The sequence below is a fragment of the Kutzneria buriramensis genome (assembly GCF_003387475.1).
In the GTDB taxonomy this organism is placed as follows: domain Bacteria; phylum Actinomycetota; class Actinomycetes; order Mycobacteriales; family Pseudonocardiaceae; genus Kutzneria; species Kutzneria buriramensis.
In genome coordinates this window covers 292,560-310,530 of the sequence record NZ_QUNO01000013.1, presented here as the reverse complement: position 1 = coordinate 310,530, position 17,971 = coordinate 292,560, and the positions used below count along the sequence as shown (strand labels likewise).

Annotated in this window: 18 protein-coding genes; 11 read left to right on the top strand and 7 right to left on the bottom strand. The window is 70.1% G+C overall.

Annotated elements, in window-relative coordinates:
- Nucleotides 1–38: 38 nt before the first annotated feature.
- On the bottom strand, nucleotides 39–872 hold the full coding sequence (locus tag BCF44_RS35170; RefSeq protein ID WP_116178745.1) for a hypothetical protein: 834 nt from the start codon (nucleotides 870–872) through the stop codon (nucleotides 39–41).
- Nucleotides 873–1,086: 214 nt separating this feature from the next.
- Here BCF44_RS35170 and BCF44_RS35165 point away from each other — a divergent pair, with 214 nt between their 5' ends.
- From BCF44_RS35165 to BCF44_RS55890, 4 genes are read left to right on the top strand one after another with little or no spacing between them, the layout of a single operon-like run.
- A complete protein-coding gene (locus tag BCF44_RS35165) occupies nucleotides 1,087–3,021 on the top strand; it encodes an aconitate hydratase (protein ID WP_116178744.1) in 1,935 nt (644 codons plus the stop codon).
- On the top strand, nucleotides 3,018–3,206 hold the full coding sequence (locus BCF44_RS35160) for a hypothetical protein (RefSeq protein ID WP_147328745.1): 189 nt from the start codon (nucleotides 3,018–3,020) through the stop codon (nucleotides 3,204–3,206). Before BCF44_RS35165 ends, BCF44_RS35160 begins: the two co-directional genes overlap by 4 nt.
- Nucleotides 3,207–3,223: 17 nt before the next feature.
- Nucleotides 3,224–4,321: a transaldolase gene (gene tal, locus BCF44_RS35155; protein WP_116178742.1), complete on the top strand. Its 1,098-nt coding sequence runs from the start codon at nucleotides 3,224–3,226 to the stop codon at nucleotides 4,319–4,321.
- Nucleotides 4,322–4,361: 40 nt separating this feature from the next.
- The gene (locus BCF44_RS55890; protein WP_170217907.1) at nucleotides 4,362–4,538 is read left to right on the top strand and encodes a hypothetical protein; all 177 of its coding nucleotides are present in this window, start codon (nucleotides 4,362–4,364) and stop codon (nucleotides 4,536–4,538) included.
- Between the two features lie 22 nt (nucleotides 4,539–4,560).
- On the opposite strand, the gene BCF44_RS35150 is transcribed toward BCF44_RS55890, so the two are convergent.
- The 3 genes from BCF44_RS35150 to BCF44_RS35140 form a co-directional block, all read right to left on the bottom strand.
- Complete coding sequence (locus tag BCF44_RS35150) at nucleotides 4,561–5,061, bottom strand: hypothetical protein (protein ID WP_116178741.1); 501 nt, start codon at nucleotides 5,059–5,061, stop codon at nucleotides 4,561–4,563.
- A 192-nt stretch (nucleotides 5,062–5,253) separates the two neighbouring features.
- Nucleotides 5,254–7,104 carry a transketolase gene (locus tag BCF44_RS35145; protein ID WP_116178740.1) on the bottom strand — a complete coding sequence of 617 codons (1,851 nt, stop codon included), beginning with the start codon at nucleotides 7,102–7,104 and terminating at the stop codon, nucleotides 5,254–5,256.
- Nucleotides 7,105–7,114: 10 nt separating this feature from the next.
- Nucleotides 7,115–7,525: a DUF4383 domain-containing protein gene (locus BCF44_RS35140; RefSeq protein WP_116178739.1), complete on the bottom strand. Its 411-nt coding sequence runs from the start codon at nucleotides 7,523–7,525 to the stop codon at nucleotides 7,115–7,117.
- 102 nt (nucleotides 7,526–7,627) lie between these two features.
- Between BCF44_RS35140 and BCF44_RS35135 the strand changes: the two genes are divergently transcribed.
- Genes BCF44_RS35135 through BCF44_RS35110 form a run of 6 tightly spaced genes read left to right on the top strand, consistent with a single transcriptional unit; the run spans nucleotide 7,628 to nucleotide 13,454 of the window.
- Nucleotides 7,628–8,179 carry a type 1 glutamine amidotransferase domain-containing protein gene (locus tag BCF44_RS35135; protein WP_116178738.1) on the top strand — a complete coding sequence of 184 codons (552 nt, stop codon included), beginning with the start codon at nucleotides 7,628–7,630 and terminating at the stop codon, nucleotides 8,177–8,179.
- Between the two features lie 2 nt (nucleotides 8,180–8,181).
- Nucleotides 8,182–8,748, top strand: a complete 567-nt coding sequence (locus tag BCF44_RS35130) for a hypothetical protein (RefSeq protein WP_116178843.1) — start codon at nucleotides 8,182–8,184, stop codon at nucleotides 8,746–8,748.
- Nucleotides 8,748–9,671 carry a non-homologous end joining protein Ku gene (gene ku, locus BCF44_RS35125; RefSeq protein WP_116178842.1) on the top strand — a complete coding sequence of 308 codons (924 nt, stop codon included), beginning with the start codon at nucleotides 8,748–8,750 and terminating at the stop codon, nucleotides 9,669–9,671. Before BCF44_RS35130 ends, ku begins: the two co-directional genes overlap by 1 nt.
- Nucleotides 9,672–9,714: 43 nt before the next feature.
- The gene (locus BCF44_RS35120; protein WP_116178737.1) at nucleotides 9,715–10,332 is read left to right on the top strand and encodes a mechanosensitive ion channel domain-containing protein; all 618 of its coding nucleotides are present in this window, start codon (nucleotides 9,715–9,717) and stop codon (nucleotides 10,330–10,332) included.
- 59 nt (nucleotides 10,333–10,391) lie between these two features.
- The gene (locus tag BCF44_RS35115; protein WP_116178736.1) at nucleotides 10,392–10,736 is read left to right on the top strand and encodes a DUF3040 domain-containing protein; all 345 of its coding nucleotides are present in this window, start codon (nucleotides 10,392–10,394) and stop codon (nucleotides 10,734–10,736) included.
- 30 nt (nucleotides 10,737–10,766) lie between these two features.
- Entirely contained in the window at nucleotides 10,767–13,454 is a 2,688-nt protein-coding gene (locus tag BCF44_RS35110) for an ATP-binding protein (RefSeq protein WP_116178735.1), read from the top strand.
- On the opposite strand, the gene BCF44_RS35105 is transcribed toward BCF44_RS35110, so the two are convergent.
- Both BCF44_RS35105 and BCF44_RS35100 read right to left on the bottom strand, forming a co-directional pair.
- Complete coding sequence (locus BCF44_RS35105; protein ID WP_116178734.1) at nucleotides 13,388–13,942, bottom strand: hypothetical protein; 555 nt, start codon at nucleotides 13,940–13,942, stop codon at nucleotides 13,388–13,390. The genes BCF44_RS35110 and BCF44_RS35105 overlap by 67 nt on opposite strands.
- 29 nt (nucleotides 13,943–13,971) lie before the next feature.
- Nucleotides 13,972–14,859, bottom strand: coding sequence for a S1 family peptidase (locus tag BCF44_RS35100; RefSeq protein ID WP_116178733.1), 888 nt, complete (start codon nucleotides 14,857–14,859; stop codon nucleotides 13,972–13,974).
- A gap of 168 nt (nucleotides 14,860–15,027) precedes the next feature.
- Here BCF44_RS35100 and BCF44_RS35095 point away from each other — a divergent pair, with 168 nt between their 5' ends.
- A complete protein-coding gene (locus BCF44_RS35095) occupies nucleotides 15,028–15,471 on the top strand; it encodes a pyridoxamine 5'-phosphate oxidase family protein (protein WP_116178732.1) in 444 nt (147 codons plus the stop codon).
- Nucleotides 15,472–15,474: 3 nt separating this feature from the next.
- Here BCF44_RS35095 and BCF44_RS35090 read toward each other — a convergent pair whose 3' ends face one another.
- Complete coding sequence (locus BCF44_RS35090) at nucleotides 15,475–17,967, bottom strand: P-loop NTPase fold protein (protein ID WP_116178731.1); 2,493 nt, start codon at nucleotides 17,965–17,967, stop codon at nucleotides 15,475–15,477.
- Nucleotides 17,968–17,971 lie beyond the last annotated feature (4 nt).

Sequence of the window (17,971 nt, the reverse complement as noted above, 5' to 3'; positions counted from 1 at the left end):
AACGAGGGTAAGGCGTCCTTCCCTGCATGAAGGGGGTGTCAGCCCACGACCTTCCAGTGGTTGTACTGCGTGACCATCTGGTAGCTGCGGCTCGAGCAGTCGTAGGAGGCGTTGCCCGAGTCGAAGCGGGTGTCGGAGTTGCCCGGCGCGGCCGCCTGCCAGGTGCCGCCCAGGTCGACCTGGATGCCGTTGGCCTCGAAGGTCTTGCCGGCCATGTCCGCGCACGCGTAGCTCTGGCCGTTGCTCTGGAGGTCGGAATACAGCTCGTTCACGTCCCAGCCGGTGGTGCCGGCCTGCGAGGTGCCCGAGGACGTGTAGAGGGTGTCGTAGGCCTTGGTGGAGTAGTTGTACAGGTACGCCACCCAGGTGTTGCCGCCGGTCTTGAGGATCTCGGTGGTGTAGGAGCCGGCCCCGTTCTCGTAGCGGCTCACGAAGGACGAGTTGATCGCCACCGACGCCTCGAAGTTGATGTGGTTGCACCAGTCCCACGCCTCGACGGCCTGCGTCGTGTTGGTGTAGACGGTGGTCACCTCGATGCAGGACCCGCCGGCCGAGTACAGCGTCGGCGTGTAGATGGTGGTGCCGCCGTTGGTCGGGTGCACGTCCGTGTGGGCGCTCTGGGTGGCGAACGCGCCCTGGTCGTTGCCCTTGTCGATGAACGCGGTGCCCGCCGCCGGGTGAATGGTGGTCGCGGCGACGTGTCCGGCCAGCGGACGCCCGAGCAGGGCGGCGTGCGCGTCGAGGAAAGATGCGGTCTGTCCGGCGGTGTGTTGCCTCACGGCCGCACCGCGTTCGACGCCGACCACGTCGGTGTGGTGGCCATTTGAGGCCGTCATCGGCGTGGCGACGGCGGCGTCCGCGGGGGAGGCCATCAGGACAACTGCGGCGCAGGCACAGAAAGCGGCGCCGGCGCGCCGAAGAATGCTTGGCATGGTTGATATCCGTTCGTGCAGGGTTACGAACAGGAGGATTCCGGCAGGTCCTCGACGCTACCGGCCGCGAGCCGTTGTCCACCGGCCAGAAAATCAACAGTGAACGAGTCACACCGGTCCGCACGGGGTAGCCCCAGGACTGGAGGTGGCTCCGGTGGGACTCAACGTCGCGCGGCAACTCGTCGCCGCGCACCTGGTCGAGGGCGAGATGAGGCCTGGCGCGGAGATCGCGCTGAGGATCGATCAGACCCTCACCCAGGACGCGACGGGCACGCTGGTGATGCAGGAGTTGGAGGCCCTGGGCGTACGCCGGACGCAGGCAGAGGTGAGCGTCCAGTACGTCGACCACAACCTGTTGCAGGCCGACGAGCGCAACGCCGAGGACCACGAGTTCCTGCGCAGCGCCTGCCGGCGTTACGGGATCTGGTTCTCCAAGCCCGGCAACGGTGTGTCGCACCCGACGCACATGCAGCGGTTCGGCGTGCCCGGCCAGACGCTCGTCGGCTCCGATTCACATACGTGCGCGGCGGGTTCGTTGGGGATGCTCGCGATCGGCGTCGGCGGGCTCGAGGTCGCGCTGGCGATCGCGGGGGAGCCGCTGCGGCTGCGCATGCCGGAGATCTGGGGCGTGCGCCTGACCGGTTCACCGCGGCCGGGAGTGTCGGCCAAGGACGTGATCCTGGAGATGCTGCGCCGCCACGGCGTGAAGGGCGGTCTGCACCGGATCATCGAGTACCACGGGCCCGGGCTGGCCTCGCTGACGGCGATGGACCGGCACGTGATCGCGAACATGGGGGCCGAACTCGGGGCCACGACGACCGTGTTTCCCGCCGACGATGCCGTGCGCGAGTTCCTCGCGGCCGAGGACCGCTCGGCGGACTTCCACGAGCTGACCGCCGACGGCCCGTATGACGTGACCGACGAGATCGACCTGGACGCCGTCGAGCCGTTGATCGCGAAGCCGTCCTCGCCGGGCAATGTGGTGCCGGTGCGGGAGGTTGCCGGCGAGCCGGTGAGCCAGGTGGTCATCGGATCCTCGGCCAACCCCGGCTTTCGCGACTACGCCGTGGCCGCCGCGATCGTTCGGGGCCGTCAGACCAGCGACGCCGTGAGCTTCGACGTCAATCCGAGCTCCCGCCAGATCTTCGCCGACCTGACCAGGGCCGGCGTCACGTTCGACCTGATCGCCGCGGGCGCGCGCGTGCACCAGGCGGGATGCCTGGGGTGCATCGGCATGGGGCAGGCGCCCGCGACCGGCCGGAACTCGTTGCGCACCATGCCGCGGAACTTCCCCGGCCGGTCGGGGACCCGGGAGGACTCCGTCTGGCTGTGCTCGCCCGAGACCGCCGCCGCCTCGGCGCTGACCGGCAAGATCACCGATCCCATGTCGGTTGCTGACGGGCTGGACGTCGTTGCCGCGCCGGCGACGTCGTCGGTCAACACCGACATGCTCGTCCCGCCGCTGCCGGAAGAGCTGGCCCGTCAGGAGAAACTCGTCAAGGGCGGCAACATCGCCTCGCTGCCCGACTTCGATCCGTTGCCGGACAAAGTGTCCGGGCCGGTGCTGCTCAAGGTCGGCGACGACATCTCCACCGACGAGATCTCGCCGGCCGGGGCGCGGGCGCTGCCGTACCGGTCGAACATCCCCAAGCTGGCCGAATTCACCTTCACCCAGGTGGATCCGCAGTATCCGGAGCGTGCGGACAAGTCGCACTTCGTTGTCGCCGGCGGGAACTACGGGCAGGGCTCGTCGCGTGAACACGCCGCCATCACGCCCCGCTTCCTCGGCCTGCGAGCGGTGCTGGCCAAGTCGTTCGCCCGGATCCATTGGCAGAACCTGGCCAACTTCGGCATCGTCGCACTGGAATTCGCCGACGAGGGCGACCACGACCGTATCGAACAGGGCGACGAGCTCGCCGTGACCGACTTCCGCGGCCAGCTTGCCGGTGGCGCCGAGATCATCGTGCGCAACGTCACGCGGGACCAGGACTACCGCTGCACGCACCGGCTTTCCGAGCGTCAGGTCGAGGCCGTGCTGGCCGGCGGCGTGATTCCCCAGCTCGCGAACAGGACAGGAGACGGATCATGAGTGTGCCAACCGTGCCCGAGAGGCCGATCCCGGCCGATCCGGAGAGCCCCGGCGTGCCCGACCCGAGCGTGCCCGATCCGAACATGCCCGACCCGCACGTGCCGGGGCCGATCGAGCCGCGGCCCGTGGTGCCGCCGATGCCCAGTCCGGAGCCCGATTCCGAGCCGGGTCCGGACCGCCGCTGAGCGAAGGGAGTGGTGAGATGTCGACGACCCTGGAGAAGCTCTGTGCCCATGGCCAGAGTCCGTGGGTCGACTACCTGTCGCGCCGGTTCGTTCGCGACGGTGACCTACAGGCCTTGGTGGACAAGGGAGTCCGTGGCCTGACGTCGAACCCGACCATCTTCCGGAACGCCATCGCGGAGGGCGACGCATACGACGCCCAGCTGCGGGATCTGGTGCGGGACGACCCCGATCCCAAGAACGTGTTCCTTACCCTGGCCGGCGAGGACGTGCGGGCCGCGTGCGACATTCTGCGCCCGGTGTTCGACGGTGGCCTGCACGGCTGGGTGTCGCTGGAGGTCGATCCGCGGCTGGCCCACGACACCGAGGCCACCATCGCCGAGGCCGTGCGGCTGCATGCCCTGGTCGACCGGCCCAATCTGATGGTCAAGATCCCCGGCACCACCGAGGGCATGCCGGCGATCGAGGAGACCATCGCCGCGGGCATTCCCGTCAACGTGACCCTGCTGTTCTCGCTGGCCCGACACCGCGAGGCCGCCACCGCCTACCTTCGCGGCCTGAGCCGCTTGGTCGCCGCCGGCGGCGATCCGCACACCGTTGGCTCCGTCGCCTCGTTCTTCGTGTCCCGGGTGGACACCGAGGCCGACCGCCGGCTGTCCGACAGCGTCAATTCCTCTGGGGACGATCTCCTCGGCACAGTCGGCGTCGCCAACGCGCGTCTGGCGTACCAGACGTATCTAGAGATGTTCAGCGGTCCCGAGTGGGACGAGCTCGCCGCCGCCGGCGCCACCCCCCAGTGGTGCCTGTGGGCGTCGACGTCGATGAAGGATCCCGATCGCCGCGATGTGTTCTATGTCGAGCAGCTCATCGGCCCCGAGACCGTCGACACCATGCCCCGCGAGACCGCCGAGGCGTTCCTGGACCACGGTTCCGTCGCCGACACCCTCGCCGGCGCCTTGCACGCCCGTGAGACCCTGGAGCGTTTCGCCGCCGCCAGCGTCGACTACGACGACGTCACCGCCACCCTGGAGCGCGAGGGCGTCGAGAAGTTCCGCGCCTCGTTCCAGGAGCTGCTGGACGTCATCGTCCACAAACGCGACGAGCTGCTCCCGGCCTGAGCCTGGTTGATCTTCCGCCGTGCGGGGTAACCGGGTTCGCATGACCACCAGCGAGCAGCCCGTCCAGCACTTCGAGGGCTTCCTCGAGCGTCGCCGGGACCCGACGCCTCCCACCACGCCGATTCCGGCCGTCAGCGAGCCCGAGCCCCCGCCGGAGACCGAGTCCGTGCTCGGCGACATGCCCAACACCCGCCCCGGCCCGTCAGCCGATGCCTAGCCGCCGATCTGTGATCGCTCCGTCATCCCGGTCTGAGCTCGGCGGGCGGCGTGAACACCGGCTGCCGGTCGACGATCTCCACGGTCCACCGGCTGTGGTGGATTCGTTTTGCGGCCTGGCGGAAGTGGTGGAGCGGAAGGTGGGTGTTGTCGAGCAGTTCCGCTCCGACCTTGTCGCGGTCCAAGATCGATGCCTGGGCGAGGGTTTGGTCCAGGACGGTGAGTCGGTCGGCGTCGAGTTCGCCGGCGCGGGCCGCGTCACGAACCGCTTCTGTGCTGAAGAGTTGCGCGTGAGCCACGATCTGCAACGCGTCCTTCTCGGTGGCCCGCACCTGGGTTTGCACCTGCGCTACAAGGGAGGCCCGGTCCTCTTTCGACCGCCCGGTACGACTCCAGAGTTCGGCGACCATTTCCACCAGTCGGACATAGGCGGAGTGGCGGGTCTTCTGGGCCTCGTCACAGGCCTGCCACAGCGACATGTCGTCCATCCGCCATGCGGCGGTGGCATCCCAGGTCGCTTTCATGGCTCCATTCTGTCGCTCTGACCAGCCACTTTTCGCTCCTGGGGCAAGGAATACGCGATGGAGTGACCGATTACCGGGCGGGCGTGGCAAGTACCGGGCGGGCGTGGCAAGCGCTTTCTGGCTAAGCCGGGAGTGGGGCCGGGTAGGTGGGGGCGGAGCCTTCGCGACTGCGGCAACCCCCACCTCCGCTCGCTACCCGACCGGCGCGTGCCGTTCCGCCAGCAACTCCCGCGCCTCCGCGGCGATCGCCTTGGCGTCGATCCCCGCAGCCTCCAACAACTCCTCGGGCGTCCCCGATCCCGGCATCTCCCGCACAGCCAATTTCCTTACGGTCACGGGACTGAACGCGGCCAGTGCCTCCAGCACCGCATCCCCCAAGCCACCCTCAGGCCAGTGGTCCTCCACCGTCACCACGGAGTGCGTCTCGGCGGCAGCCGTCAACAACGTCATCGCGTCGACCGGCTTGATCGAATAGCAATCGATCACCCGAGCCCGAATCCCCACCGCGGCAAGCAACTCCGCCGCCTTGTACGCCTCGTCCACGGTCACCCCACACGCGACCAGCGTGACGTGATCGTCCTCGCTGGACCGCAGCACGCGGCTACCGCCGACGAACACCTTCTCGTCGGGCCGGGTCCGCACCTGCGTCTTGCCCCGCAGGGTGCGCAGATACGAGATGCCCGGACGATCGGCCATCTCCGCGACCAGCTGCGCGGTCTGGTTGGCGTCGGACGGATGCAGCACGGTGCTCCCGTGCACGGCCCGGAAGGCGGCGAGATCCTCGAGGGCCATCTGCGACGGCCCGTCGGGCCCGATGGACACGCCGGCGTGCGAGCCGGACAACCGCAGGTCGGCGCGGGAAATGGCCGCCATGCGAATGAAGTCGTACGCACGCGAGAAAAACGCGGCGAAGGTTGAGGCATACGCGACCCAGCCGCGCGCCTGCATGCCCACCGCCGCGGCGATCATCTGCTGCTCGGCGATGTACATCTCGACGTATCGCTCGGGATGGGCCTGGGCGAACAGCTCGCTGTGGGTGGAGTTGGACACCTCTCCGTCCAGCGCCACCACATCGCCACGAATCGACCCCAGCGCGGCTAGGGCCTGCCCATAAGCCAATCGGGTCGCGACGTTCTCGCCGACCTCCCACGTCGGCAGCTCGCCGCCGTCGACCGCGAAGACATGCGCCTCATCGGCCACATCCGGCTTCGCCACCTGCACGGCAAGATCCCGCTGTCCGCCGAGTTCGGCGATGGCGGCCTCCGGGTCGTCCAACGGCTTCCCGTGCTTGCCGGGCAGGTCCTCGACGGCCTTGACGCCCTTGCCCTTCTTGGTCTTCGCGAACAGCACGGTCGGTCGGTCGGCGGTGGACTCGGCCGCCGCGTACGCCGCGTCGATGGCGTCGACGTCGTGGCCGTCCACCACAACGGCATGCCAGCCGAAGGCCCGCGCCCGCTCGGCATACGTCTCGACGTCCCAGCCGAGCATGGTCTCGGTGGTCTGCCCCAGCCGGTTCACGTCGACGATGACGGTGAGATTGTCCAGACGGTAGTGGGCGGCGTGCTCGAACGCCTCCCAGATGGAGCCCTCGGCCATCTCCGAGTCGCCGCACAACACCCATACCCGGTAGGGCAGCCGGTCCAGGTTCCGGCCCGCCCAGGCGATTCCCACGCCGACGGGCAGGCCCTGGCCGAGCGAGCCGGTGGCCACGTCGGTCGGCGGGATCCGGGGCGTCGGATGCCCCTCCAGCCGGCTGCCGAACTGCCGGTACGTCGCGAACTCGGCCTCGTCGATGGCCCCGGCCGCCTTGAGCATGCTGTAGTACAGCGGCGACGCGTGTCCCTTGGAGAAGATCAGGTGGTCGTTGTGCGGGTCGTGCGGATGCTCGTAGTCCAGGCGCAGGTGCCCGTCGAGCAGCACCGCCATCAGATCCGCCGCCGACATCGACGACGTCGGGTGCCCCGATCCGGCGGTCGCGGCGGCCCGCACCGAGTCGACCCGCAGCTGCTGGCCCAGCTCGCGCCGGAACTTGCTGTCAGCCATGGAAAAGTCCTCACTTCGTCTTGACGCGGCGGTGGGCCCCGCGCGCGGCGGCCACCGTGTACGCGATGACCAGCGACACGATCGCGACCCCCAGGTGCAGCCACGAGTCGGGCTGGTTGAACCGCCACATGTCATCGGCGGGCCGTCCCTGGGTGCTCGCCCCGTACAGGAAAGCGGCGCCGTAGGCCAGGAACTGGAGCACGGCGAACACGAGCACCAGTCGCCGTCGCACCGCGACGAGCAGGGCGAGGCCCCCGGTGACGACCAGCGCGATCGCGTGCGGCCGGTTCAAAGCGAAGCCGAGCACGAGGTCGTTCGCCCCCAGCAGGCCCGCGACGCCGAGCAGCACCAGCAGGATGCCCTCCACGACGAGGATCACCCGGCCCACGTCGACCCGACGGCGGACGGTCGTGTCGCTCATACTGTTGGGCTACCCGCTCACGGCCGCGCTCAACGTCCGAGTTTGAGCTGCTTCCACCGGGTACCCGACTGGTGTGACGAACCCGACCCGAGAGAGGCAGTGATGTCCGAGCAGCTGCGCGGCCGCCGGATCGCGATCCTGGCCACCGACGGCGTCGAGCAGGTCGAACTCCAGGAGCCCAAGGCCGCGGTGGAGGCCGCCGGCGGCCGGACCCGGCTGATCTCGCTGGAGGAGGGCGAGATCCAGGCGATGAACGCCGACGTGAACAAGGCCGACACGTTCCCGGTCGACCTGACCGTGGACTGGGCCTCGGCCGAGGACTTCGACGCGTTGATCCTGCCCGGCGGCACGACGAATCCGGACCGGCTGCGGCAGAACACCCGCGCGGTCTCGCTGGTCAACGACTTCTTCGCGGCGGGCAAGCCGGTCGCGGCGATCTGCCACGGGCCGTGGCTGCTGGTCGAGGCCGATGTGGTGCGTGGCCGCACGCTGACCTCGTACCCGAGCGTGCGGACCGACATCCGCAACGCCGGCGGCACGGTGGTGGACAAGGAGGTCGTGATCGACGGCGGCCTCGTGACCAGCCGAAATCCGGACGACCTGCCGGCGTTCTGCGAGGCGCTGGTGCAGGAGTTCGCCCGGGCCCAGGTGTGATCATGCGAAACGCCGACGACGTGCGCACCGACGGTCCGGAACTGGTCTGGCACGGTCCGCCGGACGCGCCCACGCTGCTGGTGCTCGACCCCGGCGGTGAGGCCAAACACGGCCTGCCGGCCACCTGGCGGCCGCTCGCCGAGCACCTGCGCATCGGCTGGTACCGCGTGCCCGATGTGGACGCCGTCGAGCGCTCGCTGGACGGCCTCGGCGCGGTGCACCTCGTGACCAGCGGACCGGCCAGCGCCGCCGCGCTCGCGCTGGCGACCCGGCACCCGGGCCAGGTCCTGTCGATCACGGCGGTCGATCCGTCCGACGACGTCGAGGAACTGCGTCGCCAGCTGGCCGAACAGCGGGTGGTGGCGCGGACGTTCGTCAGCAACGGGGACGACCCGGCCGCACGTGTCGGGCCGCCGCTGCCGCTCGGTCATCCGGACGTGGTGGGGCGCCTGGTGGAGACCCTGCTGTCGGTGGAGCCGCAGCACGGTGAGATCGCCGACGACTGGCGGCGGATCCGGGAGAGCGTGGCCGGCCCGATGCGGCGGGCCCGGGGCGACGGAGGCGTGTGATGCCGCGGTCCATCTGGAGCGGGTCCATCAGCTTCGGCCTGGTGACGATCCCGGTCGCCCTGTTCAGCGCGACCGAGGACCACACCGTGCACTTCAACCAGTTCGAGCGCGGCACCTCGGACCGGATCCGGTACCAGCGCGTGAACGAGCGGACCGGCAAGGAGGTCGAGTACGCCGACATCGTGCGCGGCCACGAGGTCGACGACGGCGAGTACGTGCTGGTCGAGCCGGACGAGCTGGCGGCCATCGCGCCGGGCCGGTCGAAGTCGATCGAGATCACCGGCTTCGTCGACCTGGACGACATCGACCCGATCCACTTCCAGAAGACCTACTGGCTCGCGCCGGCCAAGGACGAGTACGCGCGGCCGTACACGCTGCTGACCCAGGCGCTGGACCAGAGCAACCGGGTCGGCATCGCCTCGTTCGTCATGCGGGGCAAGCAGTATCTCACCGACATCCGCGCCGACGACGGCGTGCTCGCGCTGGACACGCTGTACTACGCCGACGAGATCCGCGACCCGCACGACATCGACACCATGCCGTCCGGCGGTCGGCCGCACGCCAACGAGCTGAAGATGGCGACGCAGCTGATCGAGTCCATGGCCATGCCGTGGCGGCCGCGCGACTTCCGTGACACGTACACGCGCAAGGTGCACAAGCTGATCGAGGACAAGCGCAAGGGCAGGGAGATCGTCGTCGAGGCCGAGCCGCCGGAGCCGACGCAGACCACCGACCTGCTGGACGCGTTGCGGCGCAGCGTGGAGAACAGCGGCCGCGGCGGGAAGCGGCGTTCCTCGGTGGTGGACGCGAGCAAGTCCGAACTGGAGGAGGCAGCGCGGGAGCTGGGCATCAGAGGCCGGTCGAAGATGAACCGCGACGAGCTCGCGTCGGCCGTGAAACGCGCCAGCCGCAAGGCATCCTGAGACCGGTGTTTGTGCCCGGGGGTCACCCGGGTAGGCGATCTTCATGACCGCAACGGTGGAGAAAGCTGTCCGCCTGCGCCGGCCGCTGCTGTGGGTGGTGGTCGCGATCGCGGGGTTGATCGTGGTGAACGCCCAGGACTCCGGGCTCGTCCCGACCCAGGACAAGGTGCTGCTGAAGGCCGTCTCGCTGGCCGGCACCCTGTTGTTCCTGATCGGCGGCGTGCTCTCGGTGCGCCGCATCGCCGGCTACGTCGACGCCCGGTTTCGCCGCCGCGGCCTCGGTTCGGCCGGCTCGGTGCTGGCCGTGGTCATCTCGGCCGCCGGCTACTGCGTGGTCGTGCTGAGCGCCTTGAGCCTGCTGGCGATCCCCTTGCAGCAGCTGATCGTCGGCGGGGCGCTGACCGGCGTCGTGGTCGGCATCGCCGCCCAGCAGACCCTGGGCAACGTGTTCGCCGGCCTGATGATCCTGCTGGTGCGGCCGTTTCGCGTCGGCGACACCATCGAGGTGCGGTCCGGCGCGCTGAACGGGCCGTTCACCGGCCGGGTGCGGGCGCTGGGCCTGACCTACGTGACGCTCGCCGCCGACAACGGCACGCTGCTGCTGCCCAACGCCGGCGTGCTGGCCGCCGGCGTCACCGTGGGCCTGCACCAGCCGGAGTGACGCGTTTCGCGGGTCGCTGGCCGGGCAGCCGTAGTGGCGGGAAAGGAGCACTGGTAGTCATGAGCAAAGGCCTGTCCATCCGGCAGCGACGGCGCCTGGCCCGGCTGGACCACTCACTGGCCGGCGATGTCGCGCTGACCCAACTCGTCCGCCTGTTCGCCGTGCCGACCGGCGACCACCGGCCGCAGCGTCCGCCGCGGCCTTTCCTCTGGTCGGGCCTCGTCGCACTGGCCGGCATCGCCGCGATCGTCGTCGGCGCCGCCTTCGCGTCCGCCCTGGGGGTCGCCGCCGCCGTCGCGGTGGTCATCGGCGGCACGGCCGTCACCGGAGGTCTCGCCGTCATGTTGACCACCGCCAGCAGCGCACGGCCGGTACGGGCCGGACAGGCCCATGGGGCAGACTGACCCCTAGGGTGTGACTGGGGGTGGCCACCGATGAACACACAGTTGGTGGGACGGCGGACGGAGCTGGCGGCGCTCACGGGCGCGGTCGAGGCCGCGGCGGACGGCCGCGGTGGCGTCCTGGTGATCTCCGGGCAGGCCGGCATCGGCAAGACGCGGCTGGGGGAGCACGCGGTCGACGAGGCGCGACGACGTGGCTTCACGACCCTGATCGGCCAGGCCGATCCATTGCAGACGGGACTGGCGTACGGGCCGATCGTGGCGGCGCTGCGCCGTCACCTCGACACGCTGCCGGAAACCGAGCTGGCCACCGAGCTGGACGGGCTGCCGGATCTCGGCCGGCTGATACCGCATCCGCTGCTGCCGACGCCGTCGCCGGCGTCGGATCCGGAGCTGGAGCGGACCCGGATGTTCGAGGCGGTGCGTCGGCTGATGGAGCGGCTGACGGCCAAGGCGCCGACGATGCTGCTGGTCGACGACCTGCACTGGGCGGATCGTGGCACCGTCGAGCTGCTGCACTACCTGGGCCGCGACACAGTGGACCGACGGCTGCTCGTCATCGGCGCGCACCGCACGGCGGCGCCGGGCAGCGCACTGGCGGATCTGGCGGTCAGCGTGCGCAGGCAGCCGACGGGTCGGGAGCTTGCGCTGGACGTGCTCAGCGACGACGAAGTGGCTGAGATGCTGGGGAATCTACTCGACGCGCCGCCGTCGCCGGAGCTGCTGAGCGACGTCACCGCGAGAAGTCATGGCGTGCCGCTGTTCATCAGCGCGCTGGCGCCGCGCGGCTCTCGGACGCAGTGGCACATCGTGCGGGACGTGGTGCTGGACCGGCTGCACGAGCTCGACGAACCAGCGCGCACGCTGCTGGAGCTGATCGCCGTCGCCGGCGACGACGGGTCGCTGAGCATGCTGCACAAGGCGTGGCAGCACGAGGCCTCGCTCGACACGACGTTGCGGCGCCTGCGCGACCACATGCTGATCGCGGAGCACGTGACCGGGTCGGCCGTGCGGTACCGCGTGGCGCACCCGCTGTACGCCGAGGTCGCGTACGCGGAGCTGAGCGCCAACGAGCGTGCCCGCCTGCACGCGGCGGTGGCCGGCGCGATGCCTGATGACGTGCTCACGGTCGCGCCGCACTACCTGCGTGCGGGCGACCATGTCCCCACGCGGCAGGCCGTCGAGGTGCTCGCCGCGGCCGGGCGGCGCGCGCTGCACGCGTTCGCGACCACAGAGGCGGTCGAATACCTGACGGTTGCACTGGACCGCGCCGCCCCTGATCAGCGGCTGGAGCTCCTGCACGACCTCGGGTTGGCGCAGCAGCAGGCCGGTCGTCCCACGCAAGCCGCCACGGCGTGGTCGGAGGGCCTGGTGGCGGCCGGTCGCGCCGACGATCAGCAGTGGCGGCCGCGGTTCCTGATGCTGCTGGCGGCATTGGAGGCCGAGCGCGGCGACTTCTCGCTGGCGGACACCCACGCCGAGCACGGGATGCTGCTCGCGGCGGACCAGAGCGACTACGTCGGCCTGCTGCGCTGGGCGCTGGCACAGCGCCACCGCGACCTCGCCCACATCCGTTCGCTCAGCGAGCAGTTGGCGGCCGTCTGCGGCCGCGATCCCGCGGATGCACCGCAGTCGGTCGCACGGCAGTCGCGCGGTTACCTGGCCGTACTCCACGGCGACTTCGCGCTGGCTCGGCGCGAACTGGAGGCCGCGCACGAGCACGCCATGCGCTGCGGGGCCGACGCGCCGGAGCTCGACTACGGCGCGCGGCGGATCCTCTCCGGTGTCTGCGTGCTCACGGGCGACGTGCCGGCGGCGCTCCACCACGCGGCCGCCGCGACGGAGTCGCAGTTCCCGGCGGCGCGTGGCTCGATGCGGTTCGCGCTGGCGATGGTCCGGTACTTCGCCGGCGATCCGCTCGGGGCGTTGACCGAGATCGAGGGCGGCATCGCCGACGCGCGGGCCGAGGAGCTGCACCGGCTGATCGCCCGACAGCTCACCTTCGCCGCGTTCCTGCTGGCCGAACTCGGCCGCCTCGACGAGGCCGAGCAGCGTCTGGGCGAGTCGCTGCGCGAACTCGACGAGCCGGAGTTCGCGTTCGACGAGGCCAGCGAGCTCGCCGCGACGGCGATCGCCCTGCACCGCGGCCGGCCGCAGGACGCGCCGCCGCTGCGGGACATCGCCGCCTTCGAGGACCCGCTGTTGGGCTGTGCGCGCGTGCTCTTCGCCGCCCAGGCCGCGCAAGCCGTGGGCGACGGCGACACCGCCGCCCAGCTCACCGGGCTCATGCGTCTCATCGGCCACTCCGCGCCGTTGGTCGACGCCTGCGCCGATCGGCTGGCCGGTTTCGCCGGCGCCGCCGACAAATTCGCCGCGATGGGCGCGCCTCTGCTGGCCGCGCAAGCACGTCTGGAAGACGCCGAGCGCAATCCCACTGCCGACGCGATCGCCGACTGCCTCGTGGTCTTCGAGCGCGCCGGCACGAAGCCGTGGCTGGAGCGCGCCCGTCGCCTCGCGCGGACGCACGGCCTCGGCGCGCTCACCAGGCGCGAGGCCGAGATCGTGCGGCTGGTCGGGGAGGGGCTGACCAACGCCGCCATCGCCGCCCGGCTGTTCCTGAGCGAGCGAACCGTCGAAACCCATCTGCGCAACGGTTACAAGCGACTCGGCATCACGTCCCGGGCCGCGCTCGTCGAATGGGTGCGGAACCAGGTCACGTGACCTGCAGCGCGACCACGCCCGAGACGTAGCGGCCGCCCTTGACGTCGCCGTCGGCGACCAGCCGGGGCTGCGTCAGCGCGGTGCCGTCCTCGACCGTCGACAGCAGCAGCGACCTGCACCGACCCCGGCGCGGTTGTCCGTGCGGCGGCGTCCGACACGGCGACGCGGATGCCCGTGACGTCGTGGAGCTCGCGGGCCCGGCTGCGGTCGCCCGGCACGACGAAGTCGACTCCGCGGTCGAGGGTCAGCACCGCCAGGTGGTTGCCGAAGCTGGGGTCCAGCTCGCCCAACGCCACAGTCACCGTGCGGTGGTCGCGTGCCGTCACCGTGAGCAGGACCCGCAGCTGCGCGACGGTGTGGGCCGCCGGCGTCGCCACCGCGCCGGTGACGCCCACCTCGCACGCCGCGGCGGCCGCCGGAACGGCCAGGCCGACGGGTACCAACGCCGTTGCCGCAAGTGCGGCCAGAACGGTCCGTACGCGCGCCATTTGCCTCCATTGCCGGGGACGTGGACACGCTACTGCGGAGTGGCGTCGATCTGCTTGTGGATCCAGCCGTTGACCACGTCGACCCGGGCGATGACCTCCAGACCCGCCTGCGGACAGGCCGGTCCGTTGTCGACGATGGCGACGACGGTGCCGGTCATGTTGTCGGGGGAGACGAAGAATGGGCCGCCGGAGTCGTCGGGGCAGGGGCTGTTCTCGACGGTGCGCGGCACCACGGACTCGGCGTCGACGGTGGTGGCGTGGATGGCGGCGACGGTGAACTGACCGCGCTTGAGGTGGTCCGACGGTGCGACGACGGTGGGGGAGATCGAGCCCCAGCCGGCGAACTGGAGCGCCTCGCCCACGGTGGGCGGCGTGGCGGCCAGCGCCAGCGGGGCGATGTCGGTGATCGGCTTGTCCAGGCGCACCACGGCGAGGTCGTTGACCGGCGACTGGCGGACGTCGACGACCTGCGCGGATTCGCCGCCGGGATCGCTGTCCTTGAGTTTTCCGACGGTCGCGGTCATGTGATATTGCGGCGCGCCGCCGATTCGGACGTCATTGATGTCGTGAAAGCAGTGGCCGGCGGTGAGCACCCAATTCGGGGCGATGAGGGAACCGCTGCACGCGCCGCTGCGCACGCCGCCGGCCGGCGTCGGAATGTCCGGCGTCGTCAATTTCACGTTGAACGGAAGAATGGGTTTCGGGGGCGGCGGTGTGGTGGTCGTGGTGGCGCTGACCACGTGTGGGCGTTCGCTGTCGGTGGCGCTGGGCGCAGTGTGCTCGGACGGCTCCGGACGGTGAGGCGCGGGCAGGGCATGGGTCACGGTGAAGGCGCAGGCGGCCCCGGCGCCCAGGACCGCGGCGGCTGCCACGGTGCCCAGCCGTACCCCGGGGCGTCTGCGCGAAGACGTGCTCATGCCTCTTGGTACGAGCCGCACGCCCGATTGGTTGCCATGATCGCGTGACTGGCGCGCGATCATCCGACGAACGTTCCCGAACGGACATGTCACTCGATCGGGCGTACGGCGATACCGGTCACCGCGGACCTCGCCACCTGGTCGGGCGAACGGTGCGATCATCTGCGGATGACACGGTGGCAGGACGTGGACGCGGCCGAGCCGGAGTTCGCCCGGCGGGTGCGGGCGCTGTTCGACGCGCACCGGCACAAGACGATCGCCACGCTGCGGGCCGACGGCTCGCCGCGGATCTCCGGCATCGAGACCGTCTTCGAGGACGGCGACCTGTTCTTCGGCTCGATGCCGAACGCGCGCAAGGGCGTCGACCTGAAACGCGATCCGCGGTTCGCGCTGCACAGCGCGACCGTCGACCCGGTGGACGGCGAGGAGGCGAAATGGCCCGGCGAGGCGAAGATCGCCGGCCGGGCTGTGCACGTCGGCGGCGAGGATTCCGACCGTTTCCGGGTGGAGGTGTCGGAAGTCGTGCACACGCACCTCAACGCCGGGGCGACGCTGCTCGTCATCGAATGGTGGACGCCGGAGAACGGGCTCCGCAAGGTCGAGCGGGAATGACGGTCAGGTGACGCCGAACGAGAAGCGGCTAACGATCGACAGCCAAGGCTTGGCTGCCGTGGCCGTGGCCGTCCAAGAAAATCGCCTTCTTGACAGTGCCGACTGCAACTCGGACGCGTCGTTCAGTCTGGGGATGATCTCGTTCCATTCGTCGTCCGCGTCGGCGGTCCGGATCACTTCGAACAGTTGAGTTGCCTCGTGGGGATAGCCAACCATTGCCGCGAGCAGGGTGAGGACGGCCTCGTAGTCGTTCGACCCGATGAAGTCGACCAGCTCTGTCGCGGAGAGCCGGGCCCGAAGCAGGCGATAGAGGTTCACCAGTCGTTTCGCGCCACGGGGTGAGCGGACCAGTGGCGCCAGCGAGGTCAAGAATTCCCGCTCCGCTCGGGACACGGTCAGCCGCGCCGGCCTCAATTCCAAGGTGGGCGGGATCGGTGTGGGCGTTGGCGCAGGCAATGGACCTTCTGAGATTTCCCCCGCTGCGACGATCGGTCCCGTGGTCGGAGACTCGAACTGTTGCTCGGCCACCGCCGGCATGAGGCTGTCGATCTCGGTCTCCAGGCCGTCCGGCTCGGTCAGACCGTTGATCAGCGCGGCGAATCCGGCGTCGCCCATGGGGGACAGCAGGAACGGGATCTGGAAGATCTTCTCCAGGTACTGCGTGGCGAACGCGGTGTCGGTGGTCTTGTCGTCCATCAGAGTGCCGTAGTGCCGGCGGATCGCCCGGACCAGCCAGCGCGCGTCCACGCCTACGACCACCACGAACACCGGTAGCGCCAGCATGAGGTGAACGGCCTCGAGCACCTTGATCACCATCCCCGGCGGGCAGCGGTCCAGGTCGTCGATGTACAGCACGATCCGTTCTACGCCGGTCGCACCGTCCGCCCGCTCCTGGGTCAGCAGCGCGGCGAAGGTGTCCAGGTCGCGGCGTAGCGTCGACATCAGGCCGAGGTGTCGCCGATAGTCGTCCTGATAGGTCTCGCCGGTGGTGCGGGCTGCGGCGAACGCGGCGACGTCGTGATATGGCGCGAGCTCGGCGATGGTCCCTTCGAGGCGCTCGGCCTCTTTGTCCAGCTCGGCCAGGCGGTCCCGGATCTTCGCAGACGGCTGCGTTTCCTTGGCGGCCTTGCGGATCCGGCCGATCGCCGCGGTCGCCCGCACCACCGCCGTGCCGGCGGCCGCCAGCACGGCGCCGACGCCGGCCAGCCAGGACCAGTCGACCCGGCCGACCGCGACCGCCAGCACGCCGACCGCCGCGAGACCGACCAGCAGCACGATCGCGATCATCGGATCCCGGAGCGCCCAACGGACAACATTGCGGGCATCGACCCGCGCCGCCTTGGCGTCCTTGGCAAACCGTTGCAGGTCCTCGATTGTCGGCTCGTCCACACCGAGCTGCGTCGCCACCCACGCGCGGTCGATCCCGGACAGCTCCGCCAGCGCTGCCGCCCCGACCCGCAGGGCCTCACCGCGCCCGGCCCGGCGTTCCTGTTGCGCCGACAACAACATGCGTTCGAGGCGGACCGTGCTGAGCTGCTTGAGCAGCGACTGTTCCTTGTCGCGCAACGCCGCGAGTTCGTCGACCCGGCGTTGCAGGTCGTCGTCGGAACTGCCGGCCGCGAGGCTGTCGAAGATGTGCGTGGCAAGGCTGGCCCACAGGTTGGACTCGGAGTAGTGCCAGGCGTTGAAGGTGATTTGTCGGACCGAGGAGCAGTACGACGACGCCTCCCGACCGCTCTCCTGCTCAGCCTCCCGTGCCGACCGCGCCAGCAGTGCGATCCGGTGCCGCATCTCCCGCATGAAGAAGCTCTTGCCCGCGCCCCAGTTGCCGAACAGGCCGATGGACAGCGGCGGCTCCACCAGCCGGGACGTGACGAGATCGGCGAGCATGTTGACGTCGGCGGTGATGTTGAGCCGGTCGACACCGCGATCGGTGTCGGGCCGGTAGTCGGCGACGTGCCCCAGCATCGGGCGAGGTGGTTCCGGCTCGGCTGATTCGGCGTCGGCCGGCGCTGGAGGGTCGGCTTTGCTGCGAACCTGCGCCGAGTGCGTGACGACGCGGGGGTGCATCGCGTCCAGGATGGCGTCCCACTGATTGCTCGTGACACGCGCGTCACCCACCAGCGCGACGATCCAGCGCCGGGCCGCCGTCTGCACCCATCTCACCAGGTCGGTGAACAGTGGCCGGCCGCCGTCGAACCAGGTGCCGTCCAGCCACAGGACCACGTCGCCGTCGGCGTCGGGAGGCGGATCCACGATCGAGAGGTAGGCGTTCGGCAGGTTGCGCAGCAGCGCCTCGTAGGCCGTGCGGCGCGCCCCCGACGAGTGACCGTGCCTGATCACGACGATGCCGGGTTTGGCCAGCCGTTGGTCCAGTAGTCGGTCGGTGTCCCTCGGCTCATAGGGCGCCAGCTGCTCGCCCCTGCGGGTGTTCATCAGCAGCCGGCTCGGATCGATGTCCCGAACTCGCTCCAGATACTCCGGCGTTGCCGCCATTCGC